Annotated in this window: 14 protein-coding genes and 2 pseudogenes; 12 read left to right on the forward strand and 4 right to left on the reverse strand. The window is 68.6% G+C overall.

Features of this window, described 5'->3' with window-relative positions; genetic code table 11:
- Positions 1-79 precede the first annotated feature (79 nt).
- Together AB0B45_RS23675 and AB0B45_RS23680 are read left to right on the forward strand one after the other, a co-directional pair.
- Positions 80-673, forward strand: a complete 594-nt coding sequence (locus AB0B45_RS23675; RefSeq protein WP_358134029.1) for a TetR/AcrR family transcriptional regulator — start codon at positions 80-82, stop codon at positions 671-673.
- 279 nt (positions 674-952) lie between these two features.
- Positions 953-1,444, forward strand: coding sequence for a hypothetical protein (locus tag AB0B45_RS23680; protein WP_358134032.1), 492 nt, complete (start codon positions 953-955; stop codon positions 1,442-1,444).
- A 255-nt stretch (positions 1,445-1,699) separates the two neighbouring features.
- Here the strand turns inward: AB0B45_RS23680 and AB0B45_RS23685 are convergent, their stop codons facing one another.
- Positions 1,700-3,121 carry an amino acid permease gene (locus tag AB0B45_RS23685; protein WP_358134035.1) on the reverse strand — a complete coding sequence of 474 codons (1,422 nt, stop codon included), beginning with the start codon at positions 3,119-3,121 and terminating at the stop codon, positions 1,700-1,702.
- Between the two features lie 265 nt (positions 3,122-3,386).
- Between AB0B45_RS23685 and AB0B45_RS23690 the strand changes: the two genes are divergently transcribed.
- The 6 genes from AB0B45_RS23690 (at position 3,387) to nadE (ending at position 8,183) form a co-directional block, all read left to right on the forward strand.
- Complete coding sequence (locus tag AB0B45_RS23690; RefSeq protein WP_358134038.1) at positions 3,387-3,683, forward strand: hypothetical protein; 297 nt, start codon at positions 3,387-3,389, stop codon at positions 3,681-3,683.
- Between the two features lie 370 nt (positions 3,684-4,053).
- Positions 4,054-4,665, forward strand: a complete 612-nt coding sequence (locus AB0B45_RS23695) for a TetR family transcriptional regulator (RefSeq protein ID WP_358134040.1) — start codon at positions 4,054-4,056, stop codon at positions 4,663-4,665.
- Positions 4,662-5,318, forward strand: a complete 657-nt coding sequence (locus AB0B45_RS23700; protein ID WP_358134042.1) for a VC0807 family protein — start codon at positions 4,662-4,664, stop codon at positions 5,316-5,318. The genes AB0B45_RS23695 and AB0B45_RS23700 overlap by 4 nt, the downstream gene beginning before the upstream one ends.
- 140 nt (positions 5,319-5,458) lie before the next feature.
- Entirely contained in the window at positions 5,459-5,701 is a 243-nt protein-coding gene (locus AB0B45_RS23705) for a hypothetical protein (protein ID WP_358134044.1), read from the forward strand.
- Positions 5,702-6,021: 320 nt separating this feature from the next.
- Positions 6,022-7,257 carry a GNAT family N-acetyltransferase gene (locus AB0B45_RS23710; RefSeq protein ID WP_358134047.1) on the forward strand — a complete coding sequence of 412 codons (1,236 nt, stop codon included), beginning with the start codon at positions 6,022-6,024 and terminating at the stop codon, positions 7,255-7,257.
- 83 nt (positions 7,258-7,340) lie between these two features.
- Positions 7,341-8,183 (forward strand): ammonia-dependent NAD(+) synthetase, encoded by an 843-nt coding sequence (gene nadE / locus AB0B45_RS23715; protein WP_358134049.1) that lies wholly within the window; start codon positions 7,341-7,343, stop codon positions 8,181-8,183.
- Positions 8,184-8,265: 82 nt separating this feature from the next.
- Here nadE and AB0B45_RS23720 read toward each other — a convergent pair whose 3' ends face one another.
- The 3 genes from AB0B45_RS23720 to AB0B45_RS23730 form a co-directional block, all read right to left on the reverse strand.
- Positions 8,266-9,888, reverse strand: a complete 1,623-nt coding sequence (locus AB0B45_RS23720; RefSeq protein ID WP_358134052.1) for a hypothetical protein — start codon at positions 9,886-9,888, stop codon at positions 8,266-8,268.
- Positions 9,885-10,778 carry an ABC transporter ATP-binding protein gene (locus AB0B45_RS23725; protein ID WP_358134055.1) on the reverse strand — a complete coding sequence of 298 codons (894 nt, stop codon included), beginning with the start codon at positions 10,776-10,778 and terminating at the stop codon, positions 9,885-9,887. The genes AB0B45_RS23720 and AB0B45_RS23725 overlap by 4 nt, the downstream gene beginning before the upstream one ends.
- Before the next feature lie 174 nt (positions 10,779-10,952).
- The gene (locus tag AB0B45_RS23730; protein WP_358134057.1) at positions 10,953-11,777 is read right to left on the reverse strand and encodes an oxidoreductase; all 825 of its coding nucleotides are present in this window, start codon (positions 11,775-11,777) and stop codon (positions 10,953-10,955) included.
- 395 nt (positions 11,778-12,172) lie between these two features.
- On the opposite strand from AB0B45_RS23730, the pseudogene AB0B45_RS23735 reads away from it, so the two are divergent.
- The 4 genes and pseudogenes from AB0B45_RS23735 to AB0B45_RS23750 all read left to right on the forward strand — a co-directional run.
- Positions 12,173-12,382 (forward strand): annotated as a pseudogene (locus AB0B45_RS23735) (helix-turn-helix domain-containing protein); the annotation flags it as partial.
- 102 nt (positions 12,383-12,484) lie between these two features.
- A pseudogene (locus AB0B45_RS23740) lies at positions 12,485-12,883 on the forward strand (winged helix-turn-helix domain-containing protein); the annotation flags it as partial.
- 138 nt (positions 12,884-13,021) lie between these two features.
- Complete coding sequence (locus tag AB0B45_RS23745) at positions 13,022-14,065, forward strand: S66 peptidase family protein (protein ID WP_358134059.1); 1,044 nt, start codon at positions 13,022-13,024, stop codon at positions 14,063-14,065.
- 167 nt (positions 14,066-14,232) lie between these two features.
- The gene (locus tag AB0B45_RS23750) at positions 14,233-15,060 is read left to right on the forward strand and encodes an SAM-dependent methyltransferase (protein WP_358134062.1); all 828 of its coding nucleotides are present in this window, start codon (positions 14,233-14,235) and stop codon (positions 15,058-15,060) included.
- Positions 15,061-15,191: the final 131 nt, after the last annotated feature.

Consider the following 15,191-nt stretch of genomic DNA (forward strand, 5'->3'; position numbering starts at 1 on the left):
CGAGACGAGACGATACGTCTCGCTCGCATTCACGTCAAGACGAACCGCCTCGTCTCGTTTGCATGGTAAGCTCGACCGCATGTCCAAGCAGCCGAACCCCGCGCGCCGCAGCGAGCGGTCGCGACAGGCCATCCTCACCGCCGCCCGCGAGCTGGTCTCCGAGGTGGGATACGCCAAGCTGTCGATCGAGGCGATCGCCGCGCGCGCCGGCGTGGGCAAGCAGACGATCTACCGCTGGTGGCCCTCCAAGGGTGCGGTGGTCTTCGACTCCATCCTGGCGCTGAGCGAGTCAGGTCCACAGGACGGCATGGCGCTGCCTGACACGGGCGACATCGAGGCCGATCTGCAGGTCGTCATGCGGGCGACGGTGGCCGAGTTCGCCGATCCGGCGTTCGAGGCGCCGATCCGAGCGCTCAACACCGAGATCATCAACGATCCCGACCTTGCCGCGCAGTACCGGGAGAAGCTGGCGGGTCCCGTCCACGAGGCCAAGAAGGCCCGGCTGCGCAGCGCGCAGCGGGCTGGGCAGATCGCCGCGGACGCCGACCTCGACCTGGCGCTCGAGCTGATGTACGCCCCCCTCTACCAGCGCTGGCTGCTGCGCACGGGCCCGCTGACCCCCGAGTACGCCGACGCGCTGGTCGGCCTCGTCCTCAAGGCGCTACGGCCTTGAGCGGTCCCGGGGCTCCTGCCGAACGGCTCTGCCAGGCAGGCCACCTGGACCGCCAGCAGTGACCCTGCGATGCCCGCCACCCCCAAGACCAGCACCGGCCGGGCATGATCAGTGCTCAGTCCGGAGGAGTCGCACAACCTCAGCTACGAGACTCACGATGACGCCTGGCGATCGACCACAGTTGGGGTCGGTCTGCCGCACATTGGTTGATCTCGAAAGGGCCGCCGTAGTTAATAGGTTCCGGCACCTGTCGTCACGAGGTGCCGGAGGGAGTGGCGAATGCAGGGCTGGTTGGCGAACCTGTTACAGGGCGCGCTTTCGGCGGTCATCGGCGGCATCGTAGCGGCGATGACCGCATGGGCCGTCGTGGCAGCGACAAGGCGGTACGAGAGGCAAGCCGCGCTCGAGATCGAAGCCCGGACAAGCGCGATCGAGTTCTTTCTCCTCTTGGCCGACATAGACATACAGCTGACCAAGGCCCTCGACGACGGCGCTGCGTTACCGCGTATAACAGACGGCAAGGATTGGACGGTCAACGCGTTGAAGGCCGAGATCGCCCTGTTCTCTCTCGGCCGGAAGACAGGTAACGCGTTCTCCCAAGAGATCGGCGATTTGAGGCGAGCACTGGAGTTGGCAGAGGGCGATGATCCTCCCAAGGAGGAGCTGGTGACAGCCGCGATGGCAGCGCTGCACGCACTTACCGCTCACCTTGCCGATTGGCTGATGCAAGGACGCCAACGGCCGAATGCCGCGCCGACCAAGAAGTCCTGACAGGATGCGGCTCAGTGCTTGAGGCGGTTCCGGCAGATGCAGCTGCCCGTCGAACGCGGCCCCGCCGTACAGGTCAACGCCGTCGTGCCCGGTCCCTCATGGCCACGGTTTGACACCGGGTGGATGAGGCGGGCCGGGCACGCGGCGTGCGGGCGACGTCGAGGGGCGGCTCGCCGAGCCGGCACGGGTCGCGCTCCCTGCGAGGGAAGAGGGCTGGTACGCCGCAGGGGTGTGCTGACCGTGAGCTGCGGGGCGTCACGGCGCTTGCTGACGGTTCATCTCGGAGTGGCGGTAGCCGTAGGCGAAGTAGATGATCAACCCGAGCACGAACCAGACCGCGAAGCGCAGCCAGGTCGCCGGGCTCAGGAAGGTGATCAGCCATATCGCGAAGACGACGCCGATGGCCGGGACCACCGGCATGCCGGGCGTGCGGAAGGTCCGGGGCAGGTCGGGCTGCCGGTACCGCAGGACGATGACGGCGATGCACACCACGACGAAGGCCAGCAGGATGCCGATGTTGGTGAGCTCGGCCGCCTCTCGGATCGGCAGGAATCCGGCGATGATGGCGGAGATCACGCCGACGATCCAGGTGATACGGGTCGGCACACGGCGCACCGGGTGGAGCTTGGCGAACCAGTGCGGCAGCAGCCCGTCACGGCTCATCGCGAACCACACGCGGGTGACGCCGAGCATGAAGGTGAACATGACGGTGAGGATGCCGACGATCGCGCCGGCCGCGATGACGCCGGCCAGCTTGGACAGCCCGACCGAGGCGAACGCCGAGGAGAACCCGCTCTCGGGGTCGATCTCCCGGTAGTTCTGCATGCCGGTGAGCACCAGCGTGGCCAGGACGTACAGCACCATGGAGATGGCCAGCGAGTAGATGATCGCCTTGGGCATGTGGCGCCGGGAGTCCTTGGACTCCTCGGCGGCCGTACTCATCGCGTCGTACCCGAAGACGGCGAAGAACACCGTGGCCGCGCCGGTGATCGCGCCGCCCACGCCGAACGGGAAGAACGGGGTGTAGTTGGCCGGGTTGATGTAGAAGAAGCCGACCACGATCACCAGCAGCACCACCGCCACCTTCAGCCCGACGACGAAGGTCTCGAACCGCGCGGCGGCCTTGATGCCGAGGTTGAGCATGAACGCGATGAACAGGCACAACACCACCGCGAACAGGTCCACCACCCGACCCGGCCCGGTGCCCGGCGCGCCCAGCATCCATTCGGGCAGATGAATGCCCAGATTTCCGACGAGGAACCCGAAGTAGCCGGAGATGCCGATCCCCACGACCGCGACGATGGCGGTGTACTCCAGCAAGAGGTCCCAGCCGATGAACCATCCAGTCAGCTCGCCCAGGACGGCATAGCCGTACGTGTAGGCGGATCCGGCCTTCGGGATGAGCCCGGCGAACTCCGCGTAGGACAACGCCGCGGCCGCGCTGGCCACGCCGGCGATGAGGAAGGAGACGAGCACGGCAGGCCCGGCCGTCTGGTTGGCGACCGCGCCCGCGAGCGCGAAGATCCCCGCGCCGATGATGCCGCCGATGCCGATCGCGGTGAGCTGCCACAGGCCCAGCGTCCGCTTCAGTTCTCCTTCGTGTTCGCTGGCGATCTGCTCCACCGGCTTGCGCCGGAACACTCCCGAGCCGCCTCCGAACGAATGCCGTGTCGCCATCGTTTCGCCTCCCTGGTCACGACGCTGTCACCTGTGAGGGGAATGATGCGAAAGTACCCGTTTCACGGCCCAGGACTCCCGAAGCTCCTGCGAGAGGTCGCGCCCGCTGGTTCGTCGGGGGTTTGTTGGCGCCAGGTGGTGAGGTCGTTGAGGCGCGGCGTCTGCTTGCCGGGATCGCTCGGGCATGGCAGGACAAGTCCGACCGTTTTAGACTCCTGCGACGAGCTGATCATGCTCGCTCCTTCGTCCCTCTGTGCAAGGAACCATGAGACCGATCTTCGCGGCGACCGTCGCCATCGCCTCCCTTCTGCTGACCGCGCTTCCCCCTACCGCCTCTGCGGCCTCCACGGCGCGGCCGTACTGTAACGAGAAGAACCCGCCAAAGAACCGGTACTACTACAAGCACAAGAACCACTGGGACTGTGTCGGCGAGCACCTCACCTGCTCCAAGGAGCAGCGCGGGGCCTACGGCTACTCGATGAACCACGCCCCGCACAGTCGCAAGCTCAAATGTGTCTTCTGGACGGACGCTTACCGCTGGAAGCCGGTCCGGACGAGTTAGGCGGCTCGCCTGCCATTCGATGATCTTCAGGGCCTCGCGACGAGTCCTCGGCTCGTCGTTCTCCGTCGGTAGACAACGACGAGCCTTCTGACCCCTGACGGCAGCGCCGTGCGCCAGCCCCTGTCCGAGCAGGTCAGCACTGTGCGGCCGCCCTCCTCCTTGATCCTCAGAGCGCTCATGACGACGTGGGCGAACCGGCATCATCACGTCTGCCAGCGCCTCGACCAGGCGCCGGCAGATGGCAGGTCGTCCTACTGCGCCTCCGCGAGCCGGCTCGTTGCCAGGGCGGGTGGTGACGCAGACGTCGCCACAATCGAGCCGGTACGACAGGGCACTTGCCCGCCTTACTCGGATGAGTTAAAAATTACTCATGCAAGTAAGAAAGGCGGGCTCGGTCACCAGCTCCGCCAGACGGCAGCAGATCGTGACGGCCGCGATTCAGACGATCGCCGAGCTCGGCTACCACCAGGCGTCCTTCGCCCGCATCGCCGAGCGCGCCCGGCTGAGCAGCACCCGGATGATCTCCTACCACTTCGACGGCAAGGACGAGCTGATCGGCCAGGTGCTCACCACGGTCTACGCCGACCTGGCGGCCTTCATGACCTCCAGGGTCGGCGCCCAGACCACACCCGCGGCGGCCCTCGACACCTACATCCGCTCGCTGGTGGAGTACATCGGCGACCACCGCGCCGAGATGCGCGCCGCCACGGAGATCTTCCTCAACTTCCGGCCGGAGGGCGGCACGTCCGCCCGGGACGCCGCCACCGACCTGTCGGCCCTGGCCCACATCGAGCGGCTGCTCTCCTGGGGCGAGGACACTGGAGCGTTCCGCCCGTTCAGCACCCGGGTGATGGCGATGGCGATCCAGCGTGCGCTCGACGGCCTGCCGTTCCTGCTGGAGGCGGATCCGGACGCGGACCTGGCCGAGTACGCCGACGAACTGGCCGAGCTCTTCGCCCGCGCCACCGGGGCCGCACGATGAGCCCTCGGTCGAGGGGACTGCTGGTCGCGGCGGTGGACATCGCCGTACCGATCGGCCTGTACTACCTGCTGCGCGCCAGCGGCGTCAGCGACCACGGCGCGCTGCTGGTCAGCTCGCTCGTCCCCGGCCTGAGCATCGTCCTGGCCCTGGTACGACGGCGCCGGCCCGACGGTCTGAGCCTGTTCATGACGGCGATGATTCTGGGTAGCGCCGCGGTGTCTCTGCTCGTCCACGACGATCGCCTCCTGCTGGCCAAGGACGGCTGGTTCACCGCGGTGGCCGGGCTCTGGTTCCTGGCCACCACCCGCGGCGACCGGCCGCTGGCCTTCACTCTGTCCCGCTTCCTGCTGGAGGGGCGCATCGGCCCGAACCGCGAATCGTGGGACGTGCTGTGGGAGCGGCTGCCCGCCTTCCGCAGGATCTGGCGGGTGGTGACGGTGATCTACGGCACCGGCCTGCTGCTCGACGCCGCCGTGCGGATCGTCATGGCCTACACGCTGCCGGTCGACGTCGTGCTTGGCCTCGGCGCCGTGCAGTACGGCGTCTTCCTGCTCCTGATACAGGTCGCCATCAACGCCTATCTGGTGCCCACTGGCCTCTACAACCGCTATTCCAGGCTCTACGCGCAGGAGACCGTCGCGGAGGCTGAGTGATGATCTCTCTGGCTGGTGCTCGTCCCCGGCGAGGGTGTCGCGCCTGACGTGATCCAACCGAGCTCCAAGTGACCTCCTAGTTCGTCGTAGTGGACTGCGTGATGTCCGAAGTCCACGACGACGATGTGGAGTGATCTCCGTTGCAGTTCTCCAGGACCAAGAAGCGGATCGCCGCGCTCATGATCGGGCTGGCCGCCGCCACCGCCATCGGCGGCGCGGTCGCCGCTCCGGCCCACGCCCAGCCCCAGTGGGGTGACCACTGGAACGACGAGCAGGAGTGGCACTCCGGCGACAAGGTCTACTACGAGGACGGCAGGCCCTTCGTGGTGAACATGTGCTGGAGCTACGAGTGGGGGTACCTCCCCTGCGGCCGTTATCTCTAGGCGAACAAGCCGCCCCGCCCTCCCACGACGGGGCGGGGCTGTTTCCTGAGGAGACCCTCCACCTCGGCAGGTGACGCCGTACGGGCGACCGTGGGCTACCGACGCGTATCCCCGGTCAGCGTCTCCAGGAGGTCGCTCCGTGCTGCTCGATACGCGGGATCCAGACGACCGGATGGCGATGCGCCATGGCCCGGTAGAGCACGCGGCGAGGTGCGGGCCGTACCGCGGGGGCTGAGGGGAACCTGCCCTGTGTCGAGCGCCGCCGCCACCCGGCGGAAACCCGATGGACGAGGCGGCCCAGGCGATGCGATAGTCCCGCAGTGACCACGACCGCAGCCTCCTCCGCAGCCATCTCACTGGCCGACGGCCTCGTCCTGCGACAGGCACAGCCCGCAGACCTCGACCAGATCGGCATGCTCCTCGCCGAACGGGGTGAACCGGCCGACGCCCTCGACCACCGGCTGGTCGTCACAGACCCGGACGCCGGTTGGTCGGCCTGCGCCGTGGTCGTCGACGGCGACCGGGTCGTCTCCACCGCGACGCTCCTCGACGAAGAAGTACGCGTCGGCAGCGTCCACCTGCCCGCCGGCCAGGTCGAACTGGTCGCCACCGACCGGGAGTACGAAGGACGCGGACTCGTACGGGCGCTCATGCGATGGGCACACGACCGCTCCGCCGCCCGCGGCCACGTCATCCAGACGATGATCGGGATCCCGTACTTCTACCGGCTGTTCGGCTACGAGTACGCCATCGACATACCTCCGGCGCTGACCGTGCACACCCCACCGCCCGGAGAGGGAACACCCGCGCTCCGCGCCGCCCTGCCCTCCGACATCCCCGCCATGGCAGCCCTGCAGGACACGGCCCAGAACGGGTTCGACGTGGCAATGCCACACTCGGCGGCATGCTGGCGATGGCTGCCGGCGCACGAGGCGAGCACCGTCTGGGTCCTGGAGGACGGCGACACCGTCGTCGCCACCGGACGCACCACGCCACCCGACGACCAGGTGCTGCTGGCCGAGGCCGCCGCACTCGACGAGACGGCGGCACGGGACCTGCTGCGCGGTGTCGCCGCCCTGGTACCCGGCAGCCGGCCGCGAGTCGTCCATCGGACCGGCACCGTGACCGCCGCCGCCTGGCAGGAGTTCCTCGACCACGAACCGCGCGCGCAGGCGGAGCAGTACTACGTCCGCATCCCGGACGTCGCGGCGCTGCTCGACCGGCTGCGGCCGCTGCTCTGGCACCGCCTCACCACGGCCGGGGTGGATCGCACCGGCCGCGACATCGTCATCTCCACCTTCGGCGCCCACTATCGGATCCCGGTCCACGCCGACGGCCTCGGCGAGGTCGTCACCGGCGGCGCGATGCAGGGGCCTGGAGCCGTGGGAGGCGCCGGAGTGGCACCTGACCACCTGCCCGCCCTGCTGTTCGGCCCGCACGGAATCGAGGGGCTGACCCGGATCAGGCCCGACGTCTACGCCGGGGAGGAGGAGCTGTTCCAGGCGCTCTTCCCGCCACTCACCGCCGATGTGCTCACTTACTACCTGCCGTACTAGGAGTGCTTTGTCAGGTGGTCAAGGCAGCCGCCGCCGGCAGAGGGTCGGACGGCGGGTCGATTCCGGCCAGTACAGTACGTGGAATGGCGAACCTACGGGAGCAGATTCTCGCTGAACTTGGCGTCAAGACGACCATTGTCCCCAAAGTCGAGATTCGGCAACGGGTCGACTTCCTCAAGGACTACCTGCGGTCGACCCCGGCCAAGGGCTACGTGCTCGGGATCAGTGGCGGCCAGGACAGCACGCTGACCGGCAGGTTGTGCCAGCTCGCCAGTGAGGAGCTGCGTGCCGAGGGGCATGAGGCCACCTTCGTCGCGGTGCGGCTGCCCTACGGCGTGCAGGCCGACGAGCACGACGCGCAGATCGCGCTTGAGTTCATCCGGCCCGACCGGTCGATCACGGTGAACGTCAAGCCGAGCACGGACGCCGTCGCCGCCGAGGCGGCGCTCGGCTTGCGGGAGCTGCTGGGCGATGAGCCCAAGCTGCGGGACTTCGTGCGCGGCAACATCAAGGCCCGCGAACGCATGGTGATCCAGTTCTCGATCGCCGGTCAGCTGAGCCTGCTCGTCGTGGGCACCGACCACGCGGCCGAGGCGGTGACCGGGTTCTTCACCAAGTACGGCGACGGCGGTGTCGACATCACGCCGCTGACCGGACTGACCAAGCGCCAAGGCGCCGCCCTGCTGCAGGAGTTGGGCGCACCACCGAGTGTCTGGGAGAAGGTGCCGACCGCCGACCTCGAGGACGACCGGCCCGCGCTTCCGGACGAGGTGGCGCTCGGCCTGACGTACACCCAGATCGACGACTATCTGGAAGGTCTCGACGTCACGCCGGACCTGGCGGCGAAGGTGGAGGCGCTCTACCTCGCGACCCGGCACAAGCGGGCGGTTCCGGTCACCCCACTCGACGACTGGTGGCGGCGTTGATCTCCCGGCTCGCCGAGCCGGGCCAGGACGTGGTGGTCGACTTGCCGTCGGGTGGCGATCGGTCGTCGGCACCGGCGGCATCCTAGTCCGAGGCGAGGTCGCGGCGGCGGAAGCCGTACAGGCCGAGGATCGTCAGCGCCGCGGCGAGTGCGAGCAGCACCACCGTGGCCACCGGGGCGAACGACCCCAACGGGTGCCACGGAAGGTGGGACAGCACCGACGTGTTCACCAGCCATCCCGGCACGCCCCAGTAGGACCCCAGGATCTGGACGAACCCGCTGTACACGAGCACGGCCCAGGCCACGCTGATGGCCCGCGGGGCGAGCCCGAGCAGCGCGGCGGGGACGGCGAGCAGCACCAGCACCTCCGGGATGCGGATCAGGCTCGCCCAGATGACCTCGCCGACGAGGCCGACATCGCCGGTGGATACGGCGGCGCCGACGCCGAGCGCGGCGCCATACACCGCCAGCAGTGTGACCGCGGCGAGCGCGGAGATCAGCAGGGACGACCCGAGCCACGTCGATCTGCCGGTCGGCCCTGCCAGCACTGGACCGATACGGCCGCGCACCTCCTCCGCCCGGAGCCGGACGACCGACAGGACCGCGAAGACACCGGTGTAGAGGGAGCCGGTGAACACCATGAGGCTGACCCAGGCTCGCCCGAAGTCCGCCCCGGCGAAGATGGGGAGATCGGTGTTCGACATGCCGCCGGTCATGCCGCCCAGGACGAGGCCGACGGCGAGAAACGCGGCTCCCCACCAGCCGATGGCTGCCTGCTGGAGCCGCAGAGCGAGCGTGAACGGCGAGCGCAGCCAAGAAGGTGCCGAGGCCCGGCCGGGACGCGGGGCCACCAAGGCGGCACCGAGATCCCTGCGGCCCGCCAGGGCGTAGGCGCCCGCGACCAGGAGCCCGGTGACAAGAGCGGAGATGCCGAGCGGCCACCAGCGCTCGTCGGTCAGCACCCGGGTCTGCTGTGACCAGCCGATCGGGGACAGCCAGAACAGCGGACCGCCCTCCTGGCTCTGCATCGCTCCCGCGCCACGGAGGATCCACGCTACGAAGAGGGCTACGCCCGCGAGCCCGCTGGCGCCTCTTGGGTGCCCGGTGATCTGGGCGGTGACCGCGGCGACCGCGGCGAACACCAGCCCGGCCGCGGCGAGGGACGCGCCGAACAGCAGCGCGCTGCCGGTGGGAAACCCTATGCTGATCGCCGCGGCCGCGGTGAAGACCGCGAGGACGGCGTTGCCGATCGAAGCGACGATCAGTGCCGCGGTGAGCTGGGCATGCCGGCCCACGACGGCCGCCCTGATGAGTTCGGCCCGGCCTGTCTGCTCTTCCGCCCGGGTGTGCCGGGTGATGAGCAGCGTGTTCATCAGCGCGGCGGCCAGCAGGAACTCGACCCAGTAGGCGGCGAGGAAGTATCTCTGCGAGGTGACTTCGCCGAAGAGGGGCCCGGCAAGCACCCTCATGAACGAAACTCGGATCATCTGCGCGGCTTCGGCCATGGCCTCCGGCGTCGGGACGACCGTGGTCACGGCTGCGTAGTAGAAGCGCGGGACGAGGACCGTGATGGCGAGCACCCAGATGGGCAGCTTGATCCGGTCGCGGCGCAGCGCCAGCCGTACCATGGCGCCGGTGCCGGTCAGGTGGCTGCTCGCCGCCCTCGATCCGGTACGGCCGCGCGCCGGGGAAAGCGTGGCGGTCATGCCGCCTCCTTGATCCCGTAGTGCCGGAGCATGAGCTCCTCGAGCGTCGGCGGGTGGCTGACCAGCGAGTGGATGCCGAAACCGGTGAGGTGCCGGACAGCGGCGTCGAGGTGTTCGGTGTCCACGCTGAACCGCACGCTTCGGCCCTCGGTCTTCGCATGGTGGATGCCGGGCAGCAGGTCGAGGCCGTTGACCGGGGTGGCGGTGTCGGCCACGATCGTCGTCCGGGTCAGGTGCCGCATCTGCGCCAGGGTCCCCGACTCCACGACCTTCCCCTCCCGGATGATGGTGATCCGGTCGGAGAGGGTTTCGACCTGGGCGAGGATGTGACTGGACAGCAGGATGGTGCGGCCGGTGGCTTTGGCTTCCGCGACGACCTGCTGGAACACCGCCTCCATCAGCGGGTCCAACCCGCTCGTGGGCTCGTCCAGGATCAGCAGCTCCACGTCGGCGGAGAGGGCGGCGACGAGGGCGACCTTCTGGCGGTTGCCCTTGGAGTAGGTCCGCGCCTTCTTCTTCGGATCGAGCTCGAACCGCTCGATCAACTCGTCCCTGCGCCTTCTGTCGAGCCCGCCGCGTAGGCGGCCCAGCACGTCGACGGCCTCTCCTCCGGTGAGGTTGGGCCACAGCTCCACATCGCCCGGCACGTACGCCAGCCGCCGGTGCAACGCGACGGCGTCGGCCCATGGGTCGCCGCCCAGCAGCCTGGCGCTGCCGGAGGTGGCTCGCATCAGGCCCAGCAGGATGCGGATGGTGGTGGACTTTCCCGCTCCGTTCGGGCCGAGAAAGCCGTGCACCTCGCCGGTGCTTACGGTGAGGTCGAGCCCGTCGAGGGCGCGTGTCGGCCCGAAGGCCTTGACGAGCCCGGAGGTGGCGATGGCAGGGGTCATGGGTGTCTCCGATAGCGGGTCTGTTCGAGCATGGCGAGGAGGCGACGCTCGCTCTCATCGCGGGTGAAGGTGCCGGAGCGCGTCAGGACAAGGACGGCCTGGCCGGCGTCGGGGGGAAACCGCCCCCGGTCCTGCGCTTCGGTCAGGACCGCGGGGCCTGTGTCGCTATTGGGCTCATCGAGCGAGGCCGGTCACTCGTGCGTCGAATTCGCGGTCCGGGAGGAACCTCTTGAGGCTGAGAAGATTTTCGGCCTGCCAGCCCACGACGTAGCGGGTTTCCGGCCGGGGCGACTCGATGGCCTCCCGGATCGCCGTCGCGACGACTCCGGGGTCCGAGGCTTGGTCGCTCTCGCTCACCGACACCTCGGCCGCGCGTGCCATGACCTCGGCCATCTGCCGGTAGGCCCCGTTTCCAGAGATCTCCCGCAGTTGCCGGGCGGTCCCGGCCTCGAAATCGGTCTTGATGATGCCGGGCTGGACGACGACGACGTCGATGCCGAACTGTCCTGTCTCCATGCGGAGCGTGTCGGAGAAGGCTTCCAGGGCATGCTTGGAGGCGTAGTACCAGGCGCCGAGCGGCAAGGCGAGCTCGCCGCCGATCGAGGACACGTTGACGATCGTGCCCGATCGCCGTTGCCGCATCCGCGGCAGGACAAGCTGGATCAGCCGGGCCGGTGCGTACAGGTTGACCTCGAACTGGTCGCGCGCCATCTCCAGGGGCGTGTCCTCGACCGCGCCGTGTACGACGGCTCCCGCGTTGTTCACCAGGACGTCGATCCGCTGGTGTTCGTCCAGGATGGTACGGACGACCCGCTGGAGGTCTTCTTCCTTGGTCACGTCCATCGGCAGGGCGTGACCTCCCGCTTCGCTGATCGCCGCCATCTTGTGCACGCGCCGCGCCGCGCCGTACACGATGTGGCCGGCGCGCAGGAGCTCGAGTGCGGTGGCGTGGCCGATGCCGGATGAGGCGCCGGTCACGAGGCAGATCTTGGCAGCCATGCCAGGGGTCTCCTTGCGACTCGAAGGGCGGGGTCCGCAGGAGGGCCGTTCCAGAGCGTCCGATAGCTCAGCGGACGCTCTTCGCGGAGCTGTGCGCGTCCGGGAGGAGGATCGGAGGGGCGCTCCGTGGCGCGCTCGGTCGGCAGCGCGGGCGCCGGATGTGGCTGGGTCATGTCGGTTCTCTCCGCGAGAACGGCCATCGTTCACGCATAGGGAAAGCTACGGATGCGTTCACGGATTCGGCAAGTTAGGAATGCCGTTGTCGCAGCTCAGAGGCATGAGACTGGCGCAACGACCTTGTCAGCAAATGCAACAGTCCTCCCTACGGTGTCGCAATCGAGCAGGCCCGGAGACATACTTGTGCCGGCGCGACGAGGAAAGGGCCGGGAGGACGCATGCCGGGAGGCCACCTGACGTTCGAGGACCGCCGCAAGATCGCCGAAGGGCTGGCGGAAGGGCTCACCTACGCGGAGATCGCCCGCCGCCTGGCGCGGCCGCGGTCGACCATCGGCCGCGAGATCGCACGCAACGGCGGCCCCCATGGCTACCGCGCGGCGCGGGCGCAGCAGGCGACCGGATGGCGCGCCCGCCGCCGGCCGAAGCCGCCACTGGGTGTGCCGGCCACCGCGGACGCCGAAGGGCGTGACCCTCAGGCGGTACGGGAATTCGAGCAGAAACTCACCGGGGTGCTGGCAGGGGTTCCGCCGATGGCGGCCAGGGTGATGGTCTGCCTGTTCACCAGCGATGCCGGCAGCATGACCGTCGCCGACCTGGTTGAACGGCTGCGGGTCAGCCCCGCGTCGATCTCCAAGGGCGTCGGTTGGCTCGAGCGAGTGGGACTCGTCGAACGCGAGCGGGACAACCGGCGTGAGCGGTACTCCATCGACACTGACGTCTGGTACCGCGCGTGGTTGGTGGGCACCCGGTCGATGGCGCTGTGGGCCGATACCGTCCGGGAAGGCGTCGACGTCCTCGGTGTGCAAACCCCGGCCGGCACCAGGCTCAGGACCGCGAGCCGCTTCTTCGAGCTCCTCAGCCGCGACATGGAGCAGGCGGCCGAACATTACCGGCAGACCTTCTCCGGCACCGGGGACGTCACGCGCTGAACGGCCTGACGCTCCACAGGTCCTGCTGGTCAGCCGGGGATCGCGACCAGGGGGTGATGCCTGGGAACGGCGCAGGCGCGCGGAGATCGCTTCCGAAACGGGAGTGATCTTTTCCTGGCCCGTTGCTACGGTCTGGGCATGCATGAGCTGGTCTACCCTCCCAAACCCCAGCCCGGCGACAAGGTGGCGGTGCTGTCTGCCTCCGCCGGCCTGCCCGAGTTGTTTCCCCTCCCCTTCGAAGCAGGGCTCCAGCGACTACGCGACGACTTCGGCCTGATCCCGGTGGAATATCCCACCACGCGGCGCATGGGCGCGACGGCGATCGATCGGGCCGCCGACATCAACGCCGCGTTCGGTGACCCCGAGATCAAGGCGATCATCGCCAGCATCGGTGGTGAGGATCAGATCACCGTGACGCCGCATCTGGACGGCGAGTTGATCCGGGCCGATCCCAAGCCGTTCTTCGGCTACAGCGACAACACCAATCTGCTGGCTTACCTGTGGAACCTGGGCGTTGTCGGCTATCACGGCGGCTCGGTGATGTGCCAGTTCGGACGCTGCGGTCAGATGCATCCGCTGAGCGCGGACTCGTTGCGGGCCGCGCTGTTCACCTCTGGTGAGTTCGAACTCAGTCAGAGCGTCGAATATGGCGATGTCGACATGGACTGGCAGGATCCCAGGTCATTCGAGTCCGCCCCGCCCATGGAGTCCTGCGCGGGATGGTCTTGGCACCGTCCCGACCGCGTCGTGGAGTCAGCCACCTGGGGCGGCAATCTGGAGATTCTGTCCTGGCTCTTGATGGCCGACCGGGACATCCCAGCTGCCGAGACCTACCAGGGCATGATCCTTCTGCTGGAGACCAGTGAGGAGTTGCCCTCGGCCCGCGAGGTCTTCTGGATTCTGCGCAACATGGGTGAGCGTGGTCTCTTGCAGCAGTTCCCCGCCATCTTGTTCGCCCGCCCCAAAGCCTGGTCCTTGCAGCGGCAGAACGACCCCGCCGAGAAGGCCGCCTACGCCGAGCAACAACGCGAGGCCGTCCTGCGGGCCCTGTCCGTCTATGCCCCCGAGGCGATGGTGGTCTTCGATGTGGATTTCGGTCATACCGACCCGCAACTGGTGATCCCCTACGGGGGTCGGGTCCGCATCGACGGGCCGGCTCGACGGATCATCGTGACGTACTGATCGGAAAGCCCGCGACGGCGAAGCCTTCGGGGTCGGCGATGTGGGCTTCCACGGGGCGGGTGCGTGGCCGCCCGCGACTCCGCTCGCACCCCTCCGGAGGTTAGGCGGGACGCCATCAGGCATGATGACTCTGAGTCAAGAATCGCGTGCGAAAGGTGAGCGTTTCGATGGACGATGAGGTGCGGGCCGGGTCCGTGATGCTCACCAGCGACTGGATGGCCGTGATCCGGTGCAGGGAGCGCGCTCAGGCGGACGCATACCTGGACGATCCCTGCGCCGCCGCCTTCGTCACCTCGGAATCCGAGGCCAGCTACGACGAGATCCGCAGCAAGGGCCTGCCGTCGGAGGTGGTGCCGATCAGAGGGCGGCTCGGCGACCTGACGCTGCTCGACTCAGACGTACGGCAGGCGGTGTGCCTGGGCTCGGGCACCGATTCCCGCGCCTACCGGCTGCCGCTCGACCAGGGCTTCAGCTACTTCGAGGTCGACCTGCCCGGCCAGCTCGCCGGCAAGGCGGAGTTGCTCGGCGCGGCCGGGTTCACCGCCAGATGCCGGGTCGAGGTCGTGGAGGCGGACCTGCGCGAAGACGACTGGACGGCCGCGCTGCTCGCCGCGGGCTTCGATCCCGGGCAGCCGGTGCACTGGATCGCGGAGGGGCTGTTCTACTACCTCACCAAGCCGCAGGGGCGGGCACTGGCCGAGGCCATGAGCGCGATGTCGGCGCAGGGCTCGCGCCTGACGTTCGACGGGCCGCACGACCGGTTCCTCACCGATCCCGCCCGGCAGGACTTCCTGCGGCAGATGAGTGAGCGCGGCTCGCCGTTCGTCGGCTCGTTCGACGACCCGGTGGAGTGGCTGGCGCCCTACGGCTGGCTGGCGCAGGCGGCGCTGCACGGCGACATCGCCGAGGGCCGCTGCGACTGGCTGCCGCCGCTGCCCGACCGATTGCGGGCCATCATCCAGGACGTCTGGTTCGTGCGCGCCCGACGGGCCTGACGTCATTCGGGCCGGTTCGCCCAGATGCCGCGCACGTGCTACCGCAGGGGTCGACATGACCGAGCCCGGCGGTCCGGCCACCGCGGGCGCGGGCGGCAACGAGCTGCCGGTGGTGGCCGATCGGCACAGGG

The sequence above is a fragment of the Nonomuraea sp. NPDC049152 genome (assembly GCF_040648355.1).
In the GTDB taxonomy this organism is placed as follows: domain Bacteria; phylum Actinomycetota; class Actinomycetes; order Streptosporangiales; family Streptosporangiaceae; genus Nonomuraea.

What these genes read in the sequence shown, in the direction of transcription:
- AB0B45_RS23680 (WP_358134032.1), top strand. Translation starts at nt 953, where the DNA reads ATGCAGGGCTGGTTGGCGAACCTGTTACAGGGCGCGCTTTCGGCGGTC.
- AB0B45_RS23750 (WP_358134062.1), top strand. Translation starts at nt 14,233, where the DNA reads ATGGACGATGAGGTGCGGGCCGGGTCCGTGATGCTCACCAGCGACTGG.
- AB0B45_RS23685 (WP_358134035.1), bottom strand. Translation starts at nt 3,121, where the DNA reads ATGGCGACACGGCATTCGTTCGGAGGCGGCTCGGGAGTGTTCCGGCGC.
- AB0B45_RS23745 (WP_358134059.1), top strand. Translation starts at nt 13,022, where the DNA reads ATGCATGAGCTGGTCTACCCTCCCAAACCCCAGCCCGGCGACAAGGTG.
- nadE (WP_358134049.1), top strand. Translation starts at nt 7,341, where the DNA reads ATGGCGAACCTACGGGAGCAGATTCTCGCTGAACTTGGCGTCAAGACG.
- AB0B45_RS23675 (WP_358134029.1), top strand. Translation starts at nt 80, where the DNA reads ATGTCCAAGCAGCCGAACCCCGCGCGCCGCAGCGAGCGGTCGCGACAG.
- AB0B45_RS23730 (WP_358134057.1), bottom strand. Translation starts at nt 11,777, where the DNA reads ATGGCTGCCAAGATCTGCCTCGTGACCGGCGCCTCATCCGGCATCGGC.
- AB0B45_RS23695 (WP_358134040.1), top strand. Translation starts at nt 4,054, where the DNA reads ATGCAAGTAAGAAAGGCGGGCTCGGTCACCAGCTCCGCCAGACGGCAG.
- AB0B45_RS23725 (WP_358134055.1), bottom strand. Translation starts at nt 10,778, where the DNA reads ATGACCCCTGCCATCGCCACCTCCGGGCTCGTCAAGGCCTTCGGGCCG.
- AB0B45_RS23690 (WP_358134038.1), top strand. Translation starts at nt 3,387, where the DNA reads ATGAGACCGATCTTCGCGGCGACCGTCGCCATCGCCTCCCTTCTGCTG.
- AB0B45_RS23700 (WP_358134042.1), top strand. Translation starts at nt 4,662, where the DNA reads ATGAGCCCTCGGTCGAGGGGACTGCTGGTCGCGGCGGTGGACATCGCC.
- AB0B45_RS23720 (WP_358134052.1), bottom strand. Translation starts at nt 9,888, where the DNA reads ATGACCGCCACGCTTTCCCCGGCGCGCGGCCGTACCGGATCGAGGGCG.